Here is a 19,470-nt window from a genome sequence, read left to right as displayed (position 1 = left end):
CCGACACGACGAACCCGGCCACGGCCGCCACGTCCGGGTCCTTGAGCTGCCGCTTGGCGCCTTCGACGTACCTGGGGTCCAGCTCGGTGTCGGCGTCCAGGATGAGCACGCCGTCGTAGTGCTCGGTCAGCGCGAACTCCTCGATCACCGCCTCCAGCGCGCCCGCCTTCCCGCGGTTGGTGAGCAGCTCCAGGACGTTCACACCGGTCCTGGCGGCGATGTCGGCCGTGGCGTCCTTGGAGGAGTCCGAGACGACGTACACGTCCCACCGGTCGAACAGCCTCAGCGCCGAGTCGATCGCGCCGCCGATCACCGGTTCCTCGTTGTGCGCCGGGATGATGACGGCGATGCTCACGTCCCCGGGGGCGTCGGCCCCCTCCACCCGGTCCGGAGCGACCGCGCCGCCGAGTGGCGCCACGTCACCCGGTTCCGGGCCGCCGGAGGAGGCGGCCTCGGCCGCCTCGGTTGCCGGGTCGACGGTGTCCGTGCCCGCCCCGATCGCCGTGGCCGCCCCTGGTCCGGGGGCTCCGGCGCCGACGAGGACGCGTTCGCCGGCGGCGCCCGCCGTGACCTCGTCCCGCCTCCGAGCGCGGGCCCGGCCTCCGACGACGGTTCGGACCGACCCCTCACCCAGCCGTAGCAGTCCTACGACGGTCCACCACAAGAGGTTCGCGCCGAACGCCAGCCACAGGAAGGCATAGGCGAGTGCGCCTCCCCCAGCCTCCGCGACCGAGGTCGTGGCGAAGTCGAACCAGTAGACGAACAGTGCCGCTGCCAGCACGAGGGCGACCAACCCCGCCAGCAGGCCTCCGATGAAACGCACGATACGCACAACCCTGGGACCCTCCGGAAGTCACTGGTTTTCGGACCGACATTAACCGCAAAGTCGGCGTTAGGTTGACGCTCTGCGACTCGGATGGGTTCACCCGGCTTCGCGTCCTATGTAGGCCACGCAAATCGTATCCACGGGCTTGCGTGAGGTGGTACCCATTAGAGGATATTTGTGATGACGACCGGAGCCCGCCCCACTCCGGTTTGTTGGATACTGCCCGAAAAACCGGAAAACCTCATGAACGGTGACACGAAGAGACAAGGAGAACGCCAGGCGTGATCGGCGACCAAGCGCCCACCTCAGCCACGCGGGGCCCCGATCCGGGGGAAAACGGAACCGCAGGACCCCATGCCACCAGCCACGATGCCGCTCATCCGCGCTCGGCGAACGCCCGACCTCGCAGGTTCTCCCCACCGCGAGCGACCGGCGAAGGCAGGAGAATCGACAGATCCGCCCCTTTCCGGAAGGTGGCCACGACACCAAACCCGGAACGGCTCGAAGCACCCCTCCGACATAACCGAAACCACGTAGTAGACCAAGAGAATCCCCACCCCCCGACCATCCGAGCAAGACAAGAGAACCTCATAAAGGACACGACTCGTGACATGAGCGGGGAAACAGACATCACGAGGGTCTCTCTGAACACATTGGCCACAAAACACCGTTCTGTGGCCACGGGCATGCGGAATCCGCACACACGTTCGCCGAAACGAGGGCGAACCCGCGCCACCGGTCACCTGCCCCAGTCGTCCGCCGGCGCACGAGACGACACCGCCCGGCCCGGATCCCCCCTCCGCACCAGCGAACGGACCCGCCCCCCTGTGCGTTCAAGGCTCCCCTGAAGCCCCCAAGGCCCCTGGAGTCCCGACAACCCCGGAGCCCTGACCCTGCCTCATGGCCACCGCCACCACGGCAACGACCACACATCACACGGGTCCCGCTCCCCACTCCGGTCCCAAACACACTCGTGTCGACCGACCGGAATCCCCCACACGCACCTTTCGCCAAAGGACGGGAAACTGGCATGAAGACAGACTGGTCCCAGGAGCGCATCCTGGTCCTCGCACCCCACCCCGACGACGAGACCCTTGGCTGCGGCGGTCTCATGAGCAAGGCCAAGGACGCGGGCGCCGAGGTCTTCGTGCAGTTCATGACGGTCGGGGACACCGCCGACCTGTCCCCCCGGGGCTTCTCCACCGCCGAGGAGCGCTTCGCCGAGATCAAGCAGGTGCGCGACCACTTCCACTGGGACGACTGGCACATGGCCCTGCCCGGCGACGAGTACCACCTCAAGCTCGACCTCGTGGGCCGGATGCGGCTCGCGCAGGTGATCGAGCACGAGAGCCCGATCTCGATCTCCCGCCTCCGGCCCACGGTCGTGCTCACGCCGCACCACACCAGCTACAACCAGGACCACCGGGCCGTCGCCGAGGCCGCGCACACCGCGCTGCGCCCCTCCAACGCCGCTCTCCGGCACCACCCCCCTCTGGTCCTCGCCTACGAGGAGGCCGCGGACCAGTGGCGGACCGAGCCGACCGGCCCGCCGACCCTCCTGGTCGAACTGGACGAGAAGGCCATGGCGGACAAACTCCAGGCCATGGCGGCCTACGGGTCACAGAGCCACCCCCACCCGCACACCCGCTCCGAGGCGACCCTGCGCGCCCTGGCCGTCCTCCGGGGCATGCAGGCCGGAGTCGCGTTCGCCGAGGGGTTCCACGTCCTGCGCCAGCTCGCCTGAGCCCCTGGGCGGCACACCCGCGGGGCACCACCGGCGACGTCCCCGATCCGTCCCCGACCAACCCGCGATCCGCACGCTTCCCACCCTTCCCATGCGATCCACCCAGTCTCAAGAAGAACGACAACGCACAACCCCCTCAGTGGAGGTCAACGATGAAGATCCTCGTCACCGGCGGCGCCGGTTTCATCGGCTCACACCTGTGCGACCACCTGGTCGCGCAGGGGCATGACGTCACCGTGCTCGACGACCTGTCGACGGGGTCGGCCGACAACCTGGCGCACGCGGAACGGGCGCCGGGGTTCCGCTTCGTCCACGGCGACATCCTCGACCGGGGCCTCGTCGGCTCCCTCGTCGCCGAGTCCGACGCCGTCTACCACCTGGCCGCGGCGGTCGGCGTCCACACGATCGTGGACAACCCCCTCCGTTCCCTACGGACCAACCTGCACGGGACGGAGAACGTGGTGGAGGCCGCCGTGGCCCACCGGGTGCCGTACATGGTCGCCTCGACCAGCGAGGTGTACGGCAAGAACGACGCCGACGGCCTCACCGAGGACGACGACCGCGTCTACGGGTCGCCGACCAAGAGCCGGTGGTCGTACGCGGCCGCCAAGGGCCTGGACGAACTGGTCGCCTACGTCCACGGCGTGGAGTCCGGGGTCCCGTGCGTCATCACCAGGTTCTTCAACGTGGTCGGACCCCGGCAGACCGGCCGCTACGGCATGGTCGTCCCGCGCTTCGTCGGCCAGGCGCTGGCCGGTGAGCCGATCACCGTGTACGGCACCGGCACGCAACGCCGCTGCTTCGGCTCGGTCTTCGACGTCGTTCCCGCGATGACCCGGCTGATGGAGACCCCGGAGGCGTACAACCGCGCCGTCAACCTGGGCGGCCGGGAGGAGGTGTCGATCAAGGGGCTCGCCGACCGCGTGGTCGAGCTGACCGGGTCCTCCAGCGCGATCACCTACGTCGACTACGAGGAGGCCTACGGCGAGGGGTACGAGGACATGCAGCGCCGCTACCCCGACACCTCGCTGGCCCGGCGGCTGATCGGCTTCGAGCCCACCCGCGACCTCAACGACATCATCCACTCGATCGTCGAGCACCGTCGCTCGGCCCGATCCGTGCCGACTCCGGCCTGACGGGAAGCGGCCGTCGACGGGCCCCGGCGCGCCCCCCGTACCCGCATGAGGGAAGGGAGCACGGCCGCCGGGCGCCCGCACCAGCCCGATCAGGGCATACGGACGCCAGCGGGCGCCCGCTCAGGCCAGGAGGGCCGTCACCGCGAGGACGACGCACAGCCCGAGGACGCCCGCGCTGAGCAGACCCAGCGCCCACGGGCTGGCCAGGGTCGGGGGAGGCTCCCCTGTGGCGGGGTCGCGCAGACCGCGCCCGGTCCGGCGCCACCGGTACCACAGGTGCAGGCCGAGGACCGCGCACAGCAGCAGGAGGGCGGCCAGGGTGGCCAACCGCACGCCCACGGGCGCCTCCGTGACCGCGACGCCGCCGGGAACCAGGGCCCCGCGCAGGTACAGCAGACCCACCAAGAACACCAGGATCAGTGTCCGATGCCAGGACAGGAGGGTGCGCTCGGGCTGGAGCCCCGGGTCCCGGTCCTCGTCGTACCCGGTGGTCACCACAGGTTGCCCCAGAGGATGACGGCGCACACGGCGAAGACCGCGACCGTGGCCACGATGGGCAGCACGCTCATCCGCAGGGTCTCGCCCCGGCTCATGACCTTCTGCACGTGGTACCAGCGCAGGGGCGCGTACACGGCGATGACCCCGGCCAGGACGGTCAGGGTCAGGCCCACCGTGGTGCGCTGGGCCTCGTTCCAGTCGAGCGGGAGCAGGTGCAGGACGGCGACGGCCCCGGCGAGGAGGGCGAGGGCCGTGCGCAACCAGGCGAGGAAGGTGCGCTCGTTGGCGAGGGTGAAGCGGTAGTCGACCGGGGCGCCCTTCCCGGATGCATTCGTACCCATCCGTCCCCCCGTTGACCTTGTGTTTTCGACTTTCGGGCCACAGTTGGCACCGTGGTCACGACAATGGGAGCGTGTCCCATGAGCCGACCCTAGCCCGAGCGCGCCCATCCTCCCAAACAGGTATGTCATCCGTTTTTAGTCGAAAAACGACAGGTCGGCGGCGTCCCCCGGCCGTGCCTGCCGGGTATGGAACAAACCGGAGGACGCCGCCGCTGTAGCACTGGAAGAGGATGGCCGTTGGCCGCAGGTCGACACCAGACGACGATCAGATTTCAGGAGACCCCGTGCCCACAGTCGAACTCACCAAGGACAACTTCGCCGAGACCCTCAAGGACAACGACCTCGTCCTCATCGACTTCTGGGCCGAGTGGTGCGGCCCCTGCCGCCAGTTCGCCCCGGTGTTCGAGCAGTCCTCGGAGAAGCACGCCGACGTCGTACACGCCAAGGTGGACACCGAGGACCAGCGCGAGCTCGCCTTCGAGTTCGAGATCCGCTCCATCCCGACCCTGATGGTCGTCCGCGACCGGACCGTCATCTACAACGAGGCGGGGGCGCTCCCGGCCGAGGCCCTGGAGAGCCTGATCACCCAGGCCCGCGAGCTGGACATGGACGAGGTCCGCGCGAAGATCGCCGAGCAGCAGGCCGCCGCGGGCGACGGCGAGGGGCCCGCCGCCCAGGAGTGAGCCTCCGGCGACCGGACGCGAACGCCCCGGGCACCGCGAGCACCGGCGCTCGGGGCGGTTCCGGTCGGTAGGGGTTCGACGACAAGCCGACGGGCTCGGAGGGCGACGCCGTCCCCGGTTCTCCCGAACACGGGACGGACACGGGTACCCCGCATAGCATTCGGGGGTGGGCACCGAGGAGGAGACCCACCATGACTGCCGCGCACTCCTACGACCCTGACGAACCGACCGCCGTGCTCGCTCCCGCGCTTGAGGCGGCCCTACGCCAGTCCGGCTACAGGATCGTTCCGGAAAGCTGAGTGCAGATGTACCACCAGCTGCTACGCGAACTACCCGAACCGACCCGCGAGGACATCGACCGGCGAATCGATGACATCGAGAGCGGTCGCGTCGAACTGACCGAGGTGTCTCTGGACGACATCGCCCGACTCGCGGGTGAGGACACCTGATGCGGAACGTGGTTTTCCACCCCGAAGCGTGGAAGGACCTCGGCTACTGGACGGCCACGGACAGCGAAGATGGTCAAGAAGGTCTACGCACTGATCTCGGAAGCCGTGCGGGACCCGTTCAACGGAACCGGAAAACCTGAACCGTTGAAGCGCGATCTGTCCGGCTACTGGTCACGGCGCATCACCGGCGAACACCGACTGGTGTACCGCGTCACCGACGACGCCATCACCGTGGTCAGCGCTCGAGGGCACTATGACTAGAGCCCGGATGCCGGTGCTCGGGGCGGCTCCGGTCGGCCGTGATCACCCACCCGTTCGTCCACCGCCCCCGTCCGGTCACCGACACCGTCACCTCACATCCGGTCACGTACGGTGTCCACACCCTCTCCGATCGTCCCGGTCGAAACGGTGACATCCGGAATCATCCGAGTTCACCGCACACGTTCACTTTGGCCACGAGGTTCGTTCACCTCCGCTTCATTCGGACACCTTTGCATGGGTACGACCGCGCTCCGCGGATCCGCCCCCCCACCGACCGCGCAAGCTCCGTCCGACCCGGAAGTGGCCTCATGTCTGTCAGCAACACCGCGACTCCCCGTGGCTCCGAGTCCGGCCGTGGCGTCGCCCCCGACACCGTCCGGTACAACCGGGAGGTTCCCGGGCTGGACGAACCCGTCTTCGACGTCAGCGGCCTCTCCATCTACTACGGCTCCAACAAGGCCGTCCGCGACGTGAACATGAAGGTCGGACCGCGTCAGATCACCGCGATGATCGGCCCGTCCGGCTGCGGCAAGAGCACCGTGCTGCGCACCCTCAACCGGATGAACGACCTCATCCCGGGGGCCCGGGTCGAGGGCAGCGTGACCTACCACGGCGAGGACCTGTACGACCCCGCCGTCGACCCGATCGAGGTCCGCCGCAGGATCGGCATGGTCTTCCAGAAGCCGAACCCGTTCCCCAAGTCGATCTACGACAACATCGCCTTCGGCCCCCGCATCAAGGGCGTGCGCAGCGGTCTGGACGACCTGGTCGAGGAGTCGTTGACCAAGGCCGCCCTGTGGGACGAGGTCAAGGACAAGCTCAAGGAGAGCGCGTTCGCCCTCTCCGGCGGTCAGCAGCAGCGGCTGTGCATCGCGCGGGCGATCGCGGTCAACCCCGAGGTGATCCTGATGGACGAGCCGTGCTCCGCGCTCGACCCCATCGCGACCCTCAAGATCGAGGACCTGATGTATGAGCTCGCCGACGAGTTCACCATCGTCATCGTCACCCACAACATGCAGCAGGCCGCGCGCGTCTCGGACCGGACCGCCTTCTTCACCGCCGCCGTCGACGACAACGGCGACCGCTTCGGCGGCCTGGTCGAGTTCGACGAGACGGCGACGATCTTCAGCAAGCCCTCCGACAAGCGGACCGAGGACTACATCTCCGGACGCTTCGGGTAGGCCGCCCGCCACGCGCCCCGTCCTCCCTCCCCTTCGACGAAGTGGATCGCCCATGCCCGCGTTCACCCCCTCCACCTCCGTCCCGCAGCCCTCGGGAGCTCCGGACGAGGAGGAGCGGGTGGAGCGGGTGGAGCGGGGCGACCCCGGCGAACGGACGGAGGGGCCGATCCGCGTCCTGCTGGTGGAGCCGGAGTCGGAGCAGTCGCACCAGCTCGTGCTCTCGCTCAGCGGGCACGACATGGACATCACCGTCTGCGTCGACGGGGCCGAGGCACTGCTCCGGATCGGCATGATCCGACCGGACACGCTCGTCACCAGCGCGGCTCCCCCCGAGGTCGACCTGGAGACGCTGGTGCGCGTGGTGCGGCGCGCGACCGACATCCCCATCCTCATCGGGGTGGGCGCGGGCGACTCCCAGCGGGCCCTCAGGGCCCTCACCGCGGGGGCCACCGCCTGCGTCAATCGCCCCTACCGGATTCCTGAGCTCTCCGCGCTGCTGCGCGGATCGCTCCCCGGGGCCGACACCCCCACTACGGCCTCCGGAGGTCAGCAGCCGACGGCCCTGCGGTCCGGAGCCCTGGAGCTCGACGCGCTGGGCCACCGGCTGTTCGTCGACGGGAACCCGGTCAACCTCGCGCTGCGGGAGTTCGGGATCATGGACTTCCTCATGCGCAACAGCGGGCGCGTCGTGAGCCGTGAGGAGTTGTGGACCGAGGTGTGGCACAAGCCCCTGCCTCCGGTGAACAACACGATCGCCGTGCACATCAGGCGCCTGCGCCACAAGCTCGGCGACTCCGAGTCCCAGCCCCGGTTCATCCACACCGTCCGCGGGATCGGTTACCGCCTGGACACCCTCACGCCCTAGTCGCCCCAGTCGACGTTCTCGAACGGTCCCGGGACCCGTTCGCCCCGGGCTCGGAGCTCCTCCTCCCATTCCAGCCGCAGCGCGACCCAGCGGTCCTGGACCCGCACCGCCCGCTCCTCCTCGGCCGTCAACGGCCGGTCCTCCCACTCCTCACCCATCACGGGGGTCCTCTCCACGGGCCGCGCCCCGGGTTCCGGGTGATGGGGGCCATCACCCCGGGGCACGGCGGTCCTTTCGCCGGTTACCTGCGGGACGGCTTCTCGAAGGGAGAGCGCCACACGAGGGGGTGGACGCGCCCGTCCGGTTCGGTCACGCACACCCGGGTGGCCACACCCCTCGTGGCGCCCCAGACCTCACCGCCCTCACACGTGGCCCCCATCCACCGGACGCGGGCGCCGTGCACACGCGCCCACAGGCGCAGTTCGCTCATCGAGGCCACCTGGCGGATCTCGCACACCGTCCGCCGCTTCCTCATCGCGGACCTCCGTCCCGGGGCGCGGGCACGGCCCCGTCCCTGGTGTGGCGGGCGATCACGCCGAACAGCTCCCGGTAGGAGGCAGCTTCCAGGCGGGTGTGGGGGTTGCCGTGGCCGGTCCAGCCGACCGGCCGCCGGGCGGTGTAGGTCTTCGCTCCGGCGTCGTCGATCTCGTAGGAGAGCACCCACCGGCCCGCGATCAGCTCGTCCAGGGCCCGGCGCGCTTCCAGGCGGTCCATCACCGCACCCCCGCCCGCAACCAGGACAGGCCCGTGGTGGGCACCAGGCGCAGCAGGTCACCGGGGCCGGACACGACGAACGGCAGCGCCGGGCCGGGGCAGGCGTAGCGGCGGGCACGTGCCGCACGACGGGGGCGCAGGCCGCGCACGAGCCGACGGGCCACACCAGGGGTGGAGCGGTCAGGCAACTCGGGGCGGGCGGTGGCGCGGGACAGCGGCCACGACGCCAGCAGGAACAACAGCAGGTAGCGCACGGGCGCACCTCCAGGGTTCGGGATGCCGGATGGGAGGTCCGGCCGTTGGAATGAATACAAGAACCATATTGACTGTGTCAGACTGACGCGTCAATAGGACATCGTCAGACTGACCGAAATGCCCGCTTCTGACCAGGGCATCTATGATCCAGAAGGCACCTCAGCAAAGGCGGAGACGTGGCAGCAGCACAGAAAGCACCGACCATTGAGCAGCGTCGACTCGCTGCCGAGCTGCGACACATGCGTGAGGCGGCGGCGATGACCGTTGAGGAGGCCAGAGCTGCCCTCGACTGGTCCTCAGGACGCCTGAACCACATGGAGGGCGGCAGACACAGCGTTCCTGACGTCTCCGCTCTCAAGGCCCTCATGGACGTTTACAAGGTGACCGACCCTGTCCGCCGTGAAGCGCTCCTTGCTCTCCGCCGCCAAGCACGCACGAAACCGTGGTGGAAGCAGTACGAAGACATCCTCGATGACGGATTCATCAGCTTCGAGGCGAGAGCTTCCAAGATCTCGGCGTTTCACCCGATCGTCGTTCCCGGCCTGCTCCAAACGCCTGAGTACGCCGCAGCGTCCGCCCGCGCGTCACTGGCCCGCACGGAAGCCGAGATCGAACGCATCGTCGCAGCACGCATGGAACGCCAGAAAATCCTTGACGAACCAGACGCACCCGAGTTCCGGTGCGTGATCGACGAGGCCGTTCTCCTGCGCCTCGCAGCGACGCCCGACCTCGCGCAGGGACAGATCCGGCGCCTGGTAGACGTTGCGGACTCCGTCAACGGCGTCACGCTCCAGGTGCTTCCTATAGGCGTCGGTCTCCACGGCTGTATGCACGGGTCAACGGTGATCCTGGACTACGCGGATGAGAGGGACCCGAGCGTCGTCTACCTGGAGACACGTGGCCACGGTGTCTACCTGACCGAACCATCCCAGGTCGCCGACTACCGAAGCGCACTCGACGACGTGGCAGCCGATGCGCTGTCCAAGGCCGCGACGGTCGAGCTGTTGAGAAACATGATCACCGACTAGAAGAAGGCACCCGTGTATTCATCCCTGGAGTTCCGCAAGTCGTCCTACAGCCCAAACGAATCCGCATGCGTCGAGATCGCTGACGTTCCAGGTACATCCGCCGTGCGGGACACCGAGAACCGACACCTCGGGTATTTGACGTTCCCGTCCAAGGAGTGGGCGGCGGCCGTCAACGCCGTTCGACTCCAGGCCTAGGACATGCAGAGGACCCCGCCCTTGCAAGGGCGGGGTCCTCTGTGTATTCATCCCACGAAGAGTCTATCGGCGGAAGCTCTGTGCGGCCAGGCTACGGACGCCCCCGACCGGACCGGGGCAGTCGACCCGGAGCGTCATGTGGGGGCTCAGCGAGAGTCGGAGGATGTGCGACAGACCCCGCTGCTCCCTCACGGATGCGGGTCAGCTCAGCTGGGCTGCTTTCCGTTGCCGCCGCACATCGGGCACGGTACGTTCACGACGACACCGTCCCGAGACTCCTGGACCGTCTTCTTGCCGTCGCAGTTGAAACAGTTCACTTCCCTGCGGTGACCCATCAGCCCTCAGCCCTTCCCGCGACACCCAGAACCGGACGCTGGGGTATCTGGTCTTCCCCACTGAGGAGTGGGCAGCGCTACTGTCCACCGCGCGTACACGCGATCTGTAGCGGAAGCGAACAGGCCCCCGATCGTCGATCGGGGGCCTGTCGCTGCATTACCTGATGCAATCCCACGCCGAGTGTATCGAGGGACCCGGTGATCCGGCCAGGCTACGACCACCCTTGACCGGACCGGGGCGGCAGCAGTTCGTGGTCCGGGTCGTCGATCCACACCCGCTGCCCCTCGGTGGTGACCGTCAGCCCCATCCGATCCCGCCTCGGGCGACCGGCACCCCACCAAGCACGCACAGCGTGCTCGATCTCCGCGCACAGGTCCCGTGGTCCGAACCGGTAAGCCTCGTACGCGTCGGCACCCGGGGTGTACTCGATGAGGACCCACGAGCCCCGCCGGTCATAGAAATACACGCTCGCTTCGCCGCTGCCGTCCGTGGCGTGGAACCGAGTAAGGCTCAGGCCCGGGACAAGCGCCCCGACCGTCAGGGCCAAGCCACCCGCCGGGTCCGCGTCACAGACCGGCATCGAATCCAGTCCGGCCCGGAACTCCTCGACCCCCTCAGCGGTCTCGTCGACGTGGTCACGCAACTCGCCGGGAACGACCCGTTGGCCACGTAGCCACATGAAGGGCGCGTCGCCGAGCACACGCCCGTACGCGGTACCGTCTTCACCCACCACCAGCCGCAGCAGTGCCGTGGTGGCGAACCCCGTCGCCCAAGGGGTGACGACCACGCCTCCGGGACGGGTCTGGGCGATCCAGGCCTTGGGGATGTCACGTGCCGCGACGGTGGCGAGAATCCGGTCGAACGGAGCTCGTTCGGGCACCCCCAGCGCGCCGTCACCGACCACCAGGTGCGGTTTGTACCCGATCAAGCGCAGGTTGGCCGCAGCCTGTTTGGCGAGAACGGGATCCAGCTCGACCGAGGTCACGTTCTCCGAACCCGAGCGTTCGCACAACAGGGCGCAGTTGTACCCGGTGGCGGTGCCGATCTCCAGCACGCTCGTCCCGTCCTCCACGTCGAGTGCTTGAAGCATCTCCGCGACGAGGGAAGGTTGGGAGACCGAGGAGGTCGCCCTGTCTCCGCGCCCGTCAGGGAAGGCGGGGGTTCCGTCGTCGACCTGGGTGATGACGGAGACGTCGTCGTAGGCCCACCGGATCCAGTCCGGGTGTGAGCGGACGACTGTGGTGAGGCGCCCGTCCGCAGCGGCGGTGTCCTCGCCCCACACGGTCTCGGGGAGGAAGGCGTGCCGGGGCACCTTGAGCATGGCGGCGCGCCACGCCGGATCGGTCAGGGTGCCCCGGGAGGTGAGCCGGTCGACGAGCGCGGATCGCCGTTCGGTGAGTTCGTCCACCTATTTGCCTTGCTTCTCCCCACCGCCACCGTGTGGGGAGGGGTACTGGCTGTCGTTGTCCTTGGGGTCGCCGCGCTGGTCTTGGGGCTTGTCGGGGTTGCTGTGCTTACCCATCGCGCTCTCCTGGCGTTGAGAGGACCTACACCACGACCGTAACCGCACGCACTCACCATGTCACAGGAATGGCCGAATGCGGACTGGAGAGCGTGGCCCAGCCGGACACGGGTAGGGAACGGCGACAGCCGGGCCGGTCAGGCCTCGCGGGGAGCCGTCTCTCCCATCTCTCCCCAGCCGCTCATCCCGGGGATGTCGGTGGAGACGATCGAGGGACGCTCCGCGATCGCGTAGGACATGTCCTCCATCGCCTTGGCGAAGTGCGCGGACTCCACGTGCGCGCGCCCGGCCTCACCGTCGGTGAACGCCTCGACCAGGTAGAAGACGTGGTCCTCGTCGACCGAGCGGGACCACTCGAAGAAGACGTTGCCCGGCTCGGCACGGGTGGCCTCGGTGAAGGAGCGGGTGAGGTCGAGCCACCCGTCGGCGCGCTCGGGGCGGACGGTGAACTTGACGGTGATGAAGATCAACGGGCTCTCGCTTCGCTGTGGGTGCGTTCGTCCGCGCCGGACCGGGGCCGCCGCCCCGCCGACGCTCCGTCCACCCATCATGCCCGGGTACCGGGGACCAGGGAATCGCACGCGGCGAGGGTCTGGTCACACGCCGCCTTCCGCGTTTCCCACGCAAGTACGGTAGGAAAGTTGTACTCTCCGACCATCAGAGTCATGATGGAACCGTGTCGCCGGTATGGGGAAGCCGGGGCACACCCCTTTGGGACGGGAAGGGCCACCAGTCATGAGCGAGACGAAGGCGAGACGTCGACGTGCGGTGATGCGTCGTAAGAACCAGGTCACCCTGCCCCGTGAGGTCGCCGAGGCGCTGCACATCCGTGAGGGCGACGAGGTCGAGTTCGACATCACGGAGAGCGGCCAGGTCACGCTCAGGGGCATGACCTCGGTCCCCGCCGACCAGGCGTGGTTCTGGGACCCCGAGTGGCAGCGGGGTGAGCGGGAGGCCAGCGAACAGATCGCCGCCGGTCAGACCGAGGAGTTCGAGGACGCTGAGTCGATGTTCGACGTTCTGGAACACGACGAGGAGCACTGAGAGCACTGGCCACGTTCGCCACCACCCCCCGCTTCCAGGCCGACTTCAAGAAGCTCACCCGCCAACAAGCGGAGCGCTTCCGGCGGGTGGTCACCACCGAGTTCGCACCCGACGTGGAAAAGGGGCGGTTCCGACCGGGCCTGCGTGTCAAGGGAGTCCAGGGCGCCCCGGGGGTCTACGAGATGACCTGGGCGCCCGACGGGCGCGCGACGTGGGAGTACGGCAACGAACGCTACCCGGGCAAGCCGCATGTTATCTGGCGTCGGGTGGGCACACACGCCATCTTCAACCCCGGACCGCCCTGACAGGCGCTCCGTGAACGACCTCAGCCGCAGCCCGCCTCCGGCACGGTGAGCCGGTACCCCACCCCGTGCACCGTGCTGATCCACCGCGGGCGCGCGCGGTCGTCGCCCAGGCGTCTTCGCAACCGCATGATGTGCACGTTGAGCGTGTTGCTCCGCACGTCCGCGTCACCGGCCCAGGCCGCCCGGACCAACTCCTGGCGCGGGACCACCGCGTCGACGTTGCGCGCCAGGTGCCGGAGCAGCAGGTGCTCCGTCGGGGGCAGCGCCACGAGCGCCCCGTCGAGCCGGAACGCCGGGGCCTCGCCGTCCACCCGCAGCCGCCCCAGGTCGATGGGGGCCGAGCCGTGCGGATCTCGCACGAGCCCCCGGAGCAGGGCCCGCACCGAGGGCACCAGGTCAGCGGCGCCGTAGGGCCGCTCCACCGTGAGCGTCGCCCCGAGGGAGCGCGCCGTGTCGGCGTACGACGCGTCTCCGCTCGGCACGCCCACCACCACCGGCAGGACCCGGTCCGAGCTGCGGACGATGCGCAGGAACTCCAGCGAGTCGATCGGCCCGTCCATGGCGCCCAGGAGCACGGCGTCGGGCCCCTCCCGGCCGAGCAGCAGCAGGGCCCTGGGCGCCTCGGCGCAGAACAACACGTCGATCGGCTCGTCGGCCAACAGCGCGCGCAACTCGTTCGCGGCCCGCCCGTCCGACTCGCCCACCAACAGCAGCGGCCGCCCCTCCGGGGCCGACGGAGACTCCACGCGCGGACCTCCAGGGACGGGACGAACCCGACACGGCCGTGGCGCCGGTCGGGAGGCTGACCGAACGAGCGGGCCCGTGGGCGTCCACGGGCGCGGCCCGGGGTGCGCTCGCGGGCACCCCGGTCATCTCGCGTTCTTGTTCTCGTAGTGGTTGCGCAGCCAGATCGCGAACGAGTTCATCGTCAGCAGCACGGCCAGCATGAGGATCACACCGGCGGCGGCGAGGACGCGGAACTCCTCCTGGGGGCGGCCGGCGTAGTTGTAGATCTGCACCGGCAGCACCGAGTACTGGCCCTCGAGGAAGGAGGGGTCGAAGGTCACGAACGTGACGGCGCCGACCAGCAGCAGCGGCGCGGACTCACCGATCGCGCGCGAGACGGAGAGGATGAGGCCGGTCAGGATCCCGGGCAGCGCGCCCGGCAGGACGTGGTGCCAGATGGTCTGCCACTTGGTCGCGCCCAGGCCGAGCGAGCCCAGCCGGGTCGAGTTCGGCACGGCCTTGATCGCCTCACGCGCGGCGAGGATGACCGTCGGCAACACGAGCAGGGACAGTGTGAACGAACCCGCGGCGGCCACGAACCCGAGGCTGAGCGGGCCGCGGACGATGAACGCCAGGCCCAGGATGCCGAACACGATGGACGGCACGGCCGCCAGGTTCTGGATGTTCACCTCGATGGCGCGGTTCCACCACCGGGTCTTGTCCGCGTACTCCTCCAGGTAGATCGCCGCGCCCACGCCCACGGGGACGATGAACAGCACGACGCCGCCGATGACCCACAGCGTGCCGAGGATGGCGGTCCGGTACCCGGCGCTCTCCGGCATGATGGAGGACGGACCCTCGGTGATCAGCTCGGCGTCCAGCCGGGGCGCGCCCTCGACGAGCGACCAGAGGATGATGGCCACCAGGCCCAGCAGGGCGACGCCCATGCCGAGCAGCAGCAGGGACCGGAACAGCACGTTGCCGATCCGGTCCGAGCGCGACGACGTGGCGAAGATGCTGTCGGTGGCCGCCCGGGCGCCCGCGACGGCCAACCGCGACCTCTGGGGCCGCTTTCCCTTGTCGATGACCATTTACTCGTACACCTCACGGAAGCGGCGGACCAGACGGGTCGCGATGATGTTCATGACCAGCGTCATCGAGAAGAGCAGGGTGCCGACGGCGAAGATCGTGTCGTAGACGATCGTGCCCTGCGGGATGTCGCCGGTCGCGGTGCCGCCGATGTAGGCGGTCATGGTCTGGGCGGAGTTGAACCAGTCGAACGTCAGGTTCGGGTTGCCCGCGCCCGCGGCGATGAGGACGACCATCGTCTCGCCGATCGCGCGGGAGGTGCCGAGCACGATCCCGGCGATGATGCCGGAGATCGCGGCCGGGAACACCACGCGCAGGGTCACCCGCATCTTGCTGGAACCGAGCGCGTAGGCGCCCTCACGGAGCCCTCCGGGGACCGACCGCATCGCGTCCTCGGACACGGAGGCGACCAGCGGCACGATGAGCAGGCCCACGGCCATACCCGCGATACCGATGGAGAACGGGGTCTCCCAGGGGAAGAACGGGAACAGGCTCTCCGCGATCGGGCGCATGAAGAAGAACGCGAAGAGGCCGATCGCGACGGTGGGGATGCCCTCCAGGACCTCCAGGACCGGCTTGATCGTCTTGCGCACGCGCGGTGAGGCGTACTCGGACAGGTAGACGGCGGAGGCGAGACCGATCGGAATCGCGACCAGGAGCGCGGTCACGACGACGATCAGCGTTCCCACGACGATCGGCAGGACACCGAACGAGGGGTTGGCGAACGCCGGCTGCCAGACGGTGCCGAAGAGGAACTCGGAGAAGGTGATCTCCCCGAAGAAGCTCACCGTGGGGACCACGAGGGCGACGACGATCCCGGTGGTGACGATGATGGAGAAGGCCGCGCACAGGGCGAGGAGGAACTTGATGCTCTTCTCGCCCAGGTGGGAGGATCCGGCGCCCGCCAACGGCCGGCGCTGGTCAGCGCCGGCCGGAGGGGTCGCCATGCTGCTTTTTGCCATGGCTGGTGTGCTCTCGGATCGAGGGCGGTCAGGAGGTGAGGGACTCGATCTGCTCGTTGGCCGCGGCCTTCTGCTCCTCGGTCAGCGGAACGTACCCGGCGGTCTCGGTGATCTGGTCGGAGTTCTCGATGTAGAAGTTCATGAAGTCCACGGCGGCCTGCTCCTGGAGGGCGACGTCACTGGCGTAGACGAAGAGCCCGCGGCCCAGGGGGGTGTAGGAGCCGTCCTGGACGTTCTCCAGGGTGGGCTCCACGCAGCCGTCGCCGGCGTCGATCTGGAGCGGCTTGACCGCGTCGCCGGCCTCGGTGAAGTAGGAGTAGGGGATGTAGGCCATGGCGCCCGCGTCGCCCTCGACGCCGACGACGGCGGCCTGGTCGTCCTCACCGATGTCGGTGTAGTCGTTGCGGATCACGCCCTCCTCACCGTTGATGGCGTCGGTGAAGTAGTCGAACGTGCCGGAGGAGGAGCCGGGGCCGTAGAGGGTGATGTCCTCGCCGGAGAGGTCGCCCACGTCGATCCCGTCGACGTCGCCCCAGGTGGAGACGGTGGAGCCCTCGTTCCAGATCTGGCTGGCCTGGTCGACGGTGATGCACTCCAGGGGGTTCTCGGGGTTGACGACGATCGCGAGGGCGTCGTTGGCGACCTGGACGCTCTCGAACGCGATCTCGTTCTCCTCGCAGGCGGCGATCTCCTCGTCCTTGATCTCGCGCGAGGCGTCGTTCATATCGGTCTCGCCCTGGCAGAACTTCTCGAACCCGCCGCCGGTGCCCGACTGGGCGACCGAGACCTGGACGCCGGAGTTCTCGTTCATGAACATCTCGGCGGCGACCTCGGAGAGGGGGCCGACGGTGCTCGAACCGTCGATCGCGATGGTGCCGGACAGCTCCGAACCGCCGTCGCCACCGTCGCCACCGTCGCTGTTCCCACCGCACGCGGTGAGGATGAACGGAACCACTCCGGCGACGCCGGCGACCTGAAGCCACTTCTTGGAGATCACGTGGGAATCCTCGACTCGTTACTTTCGGGTCGGCAGGGGGCCGCCGACCCAGTGCAGGGACCGCCCGGCGTGTCCCGCCGAGCACGTTCCCCATGCAAGGCCGTCCGACTGATCAGGGAAAAGAGAAAAGATGAACGAAAGATGAAGGAGCCGACTCAATTCACCCCCGCGCCACCGGGAAACAACCAAGAGCATTCTTATTATTACCCAGAGTGACATTCCATCACACGCCGTCCCCTCCGCGTGCCGCGCCGTGTCCTTCCTGGCCGGTGGCGCCCCCGATACGCTGGCGCGAGCCACAGCAACCAGAGCCGAGAAGGGGACCCCGATGCCCGACACCAACGAGTACGCGACGACCTTCGCGTTCGTCGACGCCGACAGCGACGGGCGCATCTCCGCCCAGGAGTACGCCGACCTCATGCACCGCCTGGGCGACACCTGCACCGAGGAGCAGGCCCGAAAGGCGATCGAGGCCATGGACCAGGACGGAGACGGGCTGATCACCCTGCGGGAGTTCGCCGACTACATGTCGAGCGAGGACTGATCCGCCGAGGGCGAGCCCGCCAGGTACACGACATCGGGCACACCCCGGGCGACGGGCACCTCGATGACCTCCACCGAGGCGAAGCGGGCGCGCAACGCCTCCTCGAAGGCGGACACGCTGTTGGCGCTCCAGAAGGCCAGCAGCCCGCCCGGGGCGAGCAGGTCGGCGAGCGTGTCCAGCCCGGCGCCCTCGTACAGTCGGCCGTTACCCTCGACGACCGTCCAGTCGGGGCCGTTGTCGGTGTCCAGGCAGATGACGTCGTAGCGGACGGGGTCGGCGGCGGCCCGGGCGTCGTCGAGCCAGGCCACGATGTCGGCGTTGTGCACCCGGCAGCGCGGGTCGCGGTGGACGTACCCGGCCGCCTCCCCGAGTTCGCCGTCGTGCCAGGCGATGACCCTCGGTTCGAGTTCGACCACGTCGACGCGGGCCACCCGGGGGTGGTCGAGGGCCTCGCGCGCGGAGAAGCCCACGCCGAGCCCCCCGATCAGCACGCGTGCCAGGGACCGCCCGTGGGGCAGCGCGGACAGGCTCGCCCGCACCATCTCCCGCTCCGAGGTCCCGTCACGGGTGTCCATGAGGAAGACCCCGTTGGAGTAGATCTCGTAGTGCGCGCCGACCCGGCGCAGGACCAGGTCGCCTCCGGTCTGACCGGTCACCCGCTCCAGGGTGACCGTCTCCCCGCCCCCGGGGGCGGTGTCCGCCGTCCGCTCCGATCTCCGCTGTTCCATGCCCACATTGTGCCCGCAGCGGGGACCCGTGCGGGGGGCGGGCGGTGGCCCCCGGGACTACCGACGAGTAGGTTTGTGGGCGGCGCGTCACGAGAGGAGTGTGCATGACCGTGAACACCCGCCTGGAGAGACTGCGCGCGGTGGCTCCGCGCGCCCTGGGGTGCCTGTTCGTCGCCTCGGGAACGCTGCACTTCGCCGCACCCAAGCCCTTCGAGACGATCATGCCCCGGCGTCTTCCCGCCCACCGGGCCTTCGTGTACGGCAGCGGGGTGGCCGAACTGGCATGCGGGTTCGGACTGCTGACCCGCCGACGGTGGGCCGGTCCGGCCAGTGCCGCGCTGTTGCTCGCGGTGTGGCCCGCCAACGTGCGGATGGCCCTGGACGCGGGTTCGGGGCGGCTTCCGGCGGTCGCCGACAACAGGCTGGTCGCCTGGGGGCGTGTCCCCCTCCAGATCCCGCTGATCTGGGCGGCCCTCCAGGCCCGGCCGAGGTCGGGCGACTCCCCCGAGGGCTGACCGGCGCCGGGGCGGGCGCACGCCCCGGAAACACTTCCGTCACCCCCCTGTGCACAGGACACGTCACAGGGTAGCCTGACGGCGCTTGGGAGCGCTCCCAAACGGGAGTGCTCCCGGCACCGCGTGAACGGGGGCCGACAGACGAGACGACGCACGGGGGTCCTGGAAGAGCACGACGGGGGTCAACCCACGAAGGAAGGCTCATGTCCCGAACACGTACAGCCGTCGGAGCCGCCCTGGGCTCCGTCACGGCCCTGGCCCTCGGCGCCGCCCTGCTCGGCGTGGCGCCGGCCTCGGCCGACGAGTCCGAGTTCTACGTCAACCCCGACACGTCCGCGGCCGTGTGGGTCCGGGAGAACCCGGACGACCCGCGGGCCGACGTGATCGGCGACCGCATCGCCTCGGTCGCCCAGGCCACCTGGTTCGCCCAGCACAACCCCGACGAGGTCCGCGCGGAGGTCGACGCGCTGGTCGGCGCCGCGGACGCCCGGGACCAGGTCCCCATCCTGGTCGTCTACAACATCCC

General features: G+C 69.0%; 27 protein-coding genes and 2 pseudogenes (1 of these 29 only partly in view). 15 read left to right on the top strand and 14 right to left on the bottom strand.

The genetic code is table 11. The features are described from left to right. Window positions 1–832, bottom strand: the 5' portion of a protein-coding gene (locus tag D471_RS0125350) for a glycosyltransferase family 2 protein (protein WP_017601213.1). 770 nt of this gene lie to the left of the window's left edge; 832 of the gene's 1,602 nt are visible here — the first part of the coding sequence; the start codon lies at window positions 830–832; its stop codon lies beyond the left edge, outside the window. 1,024 nt (window positions 833–1,856) lie between these two features. Here D471_RS0125350 and D471_RS0125345 point away from each other — a divergent pair. Beyond that, window positions 1,857–2,570 carry a PIG-L deacetylase family protein gene (locus D471_RS0125345; RefSeq protein WP_017601212.1) on the top strand — a complete coding sequence of 238 codons (714 nt, stop codon included), beginning with the start codon at window positions 1,857–1,859 and terminating at the stop codon, window positions 2,568–2,570. A gap of 152 nt (window positions 2,571–2,722) precedes the next feature. Next, window positions 2,723–3,706 (top strand): NAD-dependent epimerase/dehydratase family protein, encoded by a 984-nt coding sequence (locus tag D471_RS0125340; protein WP_017601211.1) that lies wholly within the window; start codon window positions 2,723–2,725, stop codon window positions 3,704–3,706. A gap of 120 nt (window positions 3,707–3,826) precedes the next feature. Here D471_RS0125340 and D471_RS0125335 read toward each other — a convergent pair whose 3' ends face one another. Beyond that, window positions 3,827–4,204 carry a DUF202 domain-containing protein gene (locus D471_RS0125335; protein ID WP_017601210.1) on the bottom strand — a complete coding sequence of 126 codons (378 nt, stop codon included), beginning with the start codon at window positions 4,202–4,204 and terminating at the stop codon, window positions 3,827–3,829. Then, window positions 4,198–4,545 carry a DUF202 domain-containing protein gene (locus D471_RS0125330; RefSeq protein ID WP_017601209.1) on the bottom strand — a complete coding sequence of 116 codons (348 nt, stop codon included), beginning with the start codon at window positions 4,543–4,545 and terminating at the stop codon, window positions 4,198–4,200. The genes D471_RS0125335 and D471_RS0125330 overlap by 7 nt, the downstream gene beginning before the upstream one ends. Before the next feature lie 284 nt (window positions 4,546–4,829). On the opposite strand from D471_RS0125330, the gene trxA reads away from it, so the two are divergent. From trxA to D471_RS0125300, 5 genes are all read left to right on the top strand, one after another. After that, entirely contained in the window at window positions 4,830–5,228 is a 399-nt protein-coding gene (trxA, locus tag D471_RS0125325; protein WP_017601208.1) for a thioredoxin, read from the top strand. A 305-nt stretch (window positions 5,229–5,533) separates the two neighbouring features. After that, window positions 5,534–5,677, top strand: a complete 144-nt coding sequence (locus tag D471_RS40450; protein ID WP_161630119.1) for a hypothetical protein — start codon at window positions 5,534–5,536, stop codon at window positions 5,675–5,677. A 69-nt stretch (window positions 5,678–5,746) separates the two neighbouring features. Next, window positions 5,747–5,938, top strand: a complete 192-nt coding sequence (locus D471_RS36140) for a Txe/YoeB family addiction module toxin (protein WP_017601205.1) — start codon at window positions 5,747–5,749, stop codon at window positions 5,936–5,938. Between the two features lie 308 nt (window positions 5,939–6,246). Beyond that, window positions 6,247–7,119 (top strand): phosphate ABC transporter ATP-binding protein PstB, encoded by an 873-nt coding sequence (gene pstB, locus D471_RS0125305; RefSeq protein ID WP_017601204.1) that lies wholly within the window; start codon window positions 6,247–6,249, stop codon window positions 7,117–7,119. 52 nt (window positions 7,120–7,171) lie between these two features. Continuing rightward, entirely contained in the window at window positions 7,172–7,984 is an 813-nt protein-coding gene (locus D471_RS0125300; RefSeq protein WP_017601203.1) for a response regulator transcription factor, read from the top strand. Here D471_RS0125300 and D471_RS40990 read toward each other — a convergent pair. From D471_RS40990 to D471_RS0125280, 4 genes are all read right to left on the bottom strand, one after another. Continuing rightward, window positions 7,981–8,142, bottom strand: a complete 162-nt coding sequence (locus D471_RS40990; RefSeq protein WP_017601202.1) for a hypothetical protein — start codon at window positions 8,140–8,142, stop codon at window positions 7,981–7,983. The two genes, D471_RS0125300 and D471_RS40990, sit on opposite strands and share 4 nt — an antisense overlap. A gap of 83 nt (window positions 8,143–8,225) precedes the next feature. Continuing rightward, window positions 8,226–8,459: a hypothetical protein gene (locus D471_RS0125290; RefSeq protein ID WP_017601201.1), complete on the bottom strand. Its 234-nt coding sequence runs from the start codon at window positions 8,457–8,459 to the stop codon at window positions 8,226–8,228. Next, the gene (locus D471_RS0125285) at window positions 8,456–8,698 is read right to left on the bottom strand and encodes a hypothetical protein (RefSeq protein ID WP_017601200.1); all 243 of its coding nucleotides are present in this window, start codon (window positions 8,696–8,698) and stop codon (window positions 8,456–8,458) included. Before D471_RS0125285 ends, D471_RS0125290 begins: the two co-directional genes overlap by 4 nt. Then, window positions 8,698–8,952: a hypothetical protein gene (locus tag D471_RS0125280; protein ID WP_017601199.1), complete on the bottom strand. Its 255-nt coding sequence runs from the start codon at window positions 8,950–8,952 to the stop codon at window positions 8,698–8,700. Before D471_RS0125280 ends, D471_RS0125285 begins: the two co-directional genes overlap by 1 nt. A 204-nt stretch (window positions 8,953–9,156) precedes the next feature. On the opposite strand from D471_RS0125280, the gene D471_RS0125275 reads away from it, so the two are divergent. The 3 genes and pseudogenes from D471_RS0125275 to D471_RS38740 form a co-directional block, all read left to right on the top strand. After that, on the top strand, window positions 9,157–9,981 hold the full coding sequence (locus D471_RS0125275; protein WP_394296862.1) for a helix-turn-helix domain-containing protein: 825 nt from the start codon (window positions 9,157–9,159) through the stop codon (window positions 9,979–9,981). A 12-nt stretch (window positions 9,982–9,993) separates the two neighbouring features. Then, window positions 9,994–10,176, top strand: coding sequence for a DUF397 domain-containing protein (locus D471_RS38745; RefSeq protein ID WP_241479712.1), 183 nt, complete (start codon window positions 9,994–9,996; stop codon window positions 10,174–10,176). Window positions 10,177–10,540: 364 nt separating this feature from the next. Then, window positions 10,541–10,621, top strand: a pseudogene (locus D471_RS38740) (DUF397 domain-containing protein); the annotation flags it as partial. Between the two features lie 102 nt (window positions 10,622–10,723). Here D471_RS38740 and D471_RS0125270 read toward each other — a convergent pair. Continuing rightward, the gene (locus tag D471_RS0125270; RefSeq protein WP_017601197.1) at window positions 10,724–11,920 is read right to left on the bottom strand and encodes a methyltransferase domain-containing protein; all 1,197 of its coding nucleotides are present in this window, start codon (window positions 11,918–11,920) and stop codon (window positions 10,724–10,726) included. A gap of 251 nt (window positions 11,921–12,171) precedes the next feature. Beyond that, entirely contained in the window at window positions 12,172–12,504 is a 333-nt protein-coding gene (locus tag D471_RS0125265) for a putative quinol monooxygenase (protein ID WP_017601196.1), read from the bottom strand. Between the two features lie 301 nt (window positions 12,505–12,805). Here D471_RS0125265 and D471_RS0125260 point away from each other — a divergent pair, with 301 nt between their 5' ends. Then, window positions 12,806–13,078, top strand: coding sequence for an AbrB/MazE/SpoVT family DNA-binding domain-containing protein (locus D471_RS0125260; protein WP_017601195.1), 273 nt, complete (start codon window positions 12,806–12,808; stop codon window positions 13,076–13,078). Between the two features lie 86 nt (window positions 13,079–13,164). Continuing rightward, entirely contained in the window at window positions 13,165–13,383 is a 219-nt protein-coding gene (locus D471_RS36135; RefSeq protein ID WP_017601194.1) for a hypothetical protein, read from the top strand. A gap of 20 nt (window positions 13,384–13,403) precedes the next feature. Here D471_RS36135 and D471_RS0125250 read toward each other — a convergent pair whose 3' ends face one another. The 4 genes from D471_RS0125250 to D471_RS0125235 form a co-directional block, all read right to left on the bottom strand. Beyond that, a complete protein-coding gene (locus tag D471_RS0125250; RefSeq protein WP_017601193.1) occupies window positions 13,404–14,129 on the bottom strand; it encodes a response regulator transcription factor in 726 nt (241 codons plus the stop codon). A 123-nt stretch (window positions 14,130–14,252) separates the two neighbouring features. Further along, window positions 14,253–15,200 carry a phosphate ABC transporter permease PstA gene (pstA, locus tag D471_RS0125245; RefSeq protein ID WP_017601192.1) on the bottom strand — a complete coding sequence of 316 codons (948 nt, stop codon included), beginning with the start codon at window positions 15,198–15,200 and terminating at the stop codon, window positions 14,253–14,255. After that, on the bottom strand, window positions 15,201–16,145 hold the full coding sequence (gene pstC / locus D471_RS0125240) for a phosphate ABC transporter permease subunit PstC (protein WP_051059250.1): 945 nt from the start codon (window positions 16,143–16,145) through the stop codon (window positions 15,201–15,203). It abuts the gene before it with no gap. Window positions 16,146–16,188: 43 nt separating this feature from the next. Then, window positions 16,189–17,157 (bottom strand): PstS family phosphate ABC transporter substrate-binding protein, encoded by a 969-nt coding sequence (locus D471_RS0125235; RefSeq protein WP_017601190.1) that lies wholly within the window; start codon window positions 17,155–17,157, stop codon window positions 16,189–16,191. Window positions 17,158–17,485: 328 nt separating this feature from the next. Here D471_RS0125235 and D471_RS0125230 point away from each other — a divergent pair, with 328 nt between their 5' ends. After that, window positions 17,486–17,701: an EF-hand domain-containing protein gene (locus tag D471_RS0125230; RefSeq protein WP_017601189.1), complete on the top strand. Its 216-nt coding sequence runs from the start codon at window positions 17,486–17,488 to the stop codon at window positions 17,699–17,701. Here the strand turns inward: D471_RS0125230 and D471_RS36130 are convergent. Continuing rightward, on the bottom strand, window positions 17,680–18,429 hold the full coding sequence (locus tag D471_RS36130; RefSeq protein ID WP_017601188.1) for a spermine/spermidine synthase domain-containing protein: 750 nt from the start codon (window positions 18,427–18,429) through the stop codon (window positions 17,680–17,682). The two genes, D471_RS0125230 and D471_RS36130, sit on opposite strands and share 22 nt — an antisense overlap. 104 nt (window positions 18,430–18,533) lie before the next feature. Between D471_RS36130 and D471_RS0125220 the strand changes: the two genes are divergently transcribed. Then, a complete protein-coding gene (locus D471_RS0125220; protein ID WP_017601187.1) occupies window positions 18,534–18,944 on the top strand; it encodes a DoxX family protein in 411 nt (136 codons plus the stop codon). Between the two features lie 203 nt (window positions 18,945–19,147). Beyond that, a pseudogene (locus D471_RS36125) lies at window positions 19,148–19,470 on the top strand (glycoside hydrolase family 6 protein); the annotation flags it as partial.

Origin of the sequence: Nocardiopsis lucentensis DSM 44048, from assembly GCF_000341125.1 — a bacterium.
GTDB lineage: Bacteria > Actinomycetota > Actinomycetes > Streptosporangiales > Streptosporangiaceae > Nocardiopsis > Nocardiopsis lucentensis.
Note: the sequence above shows the minus strand (reverse complement) of the source record. Positions and strands in the feature narration are given on the sequence as shown.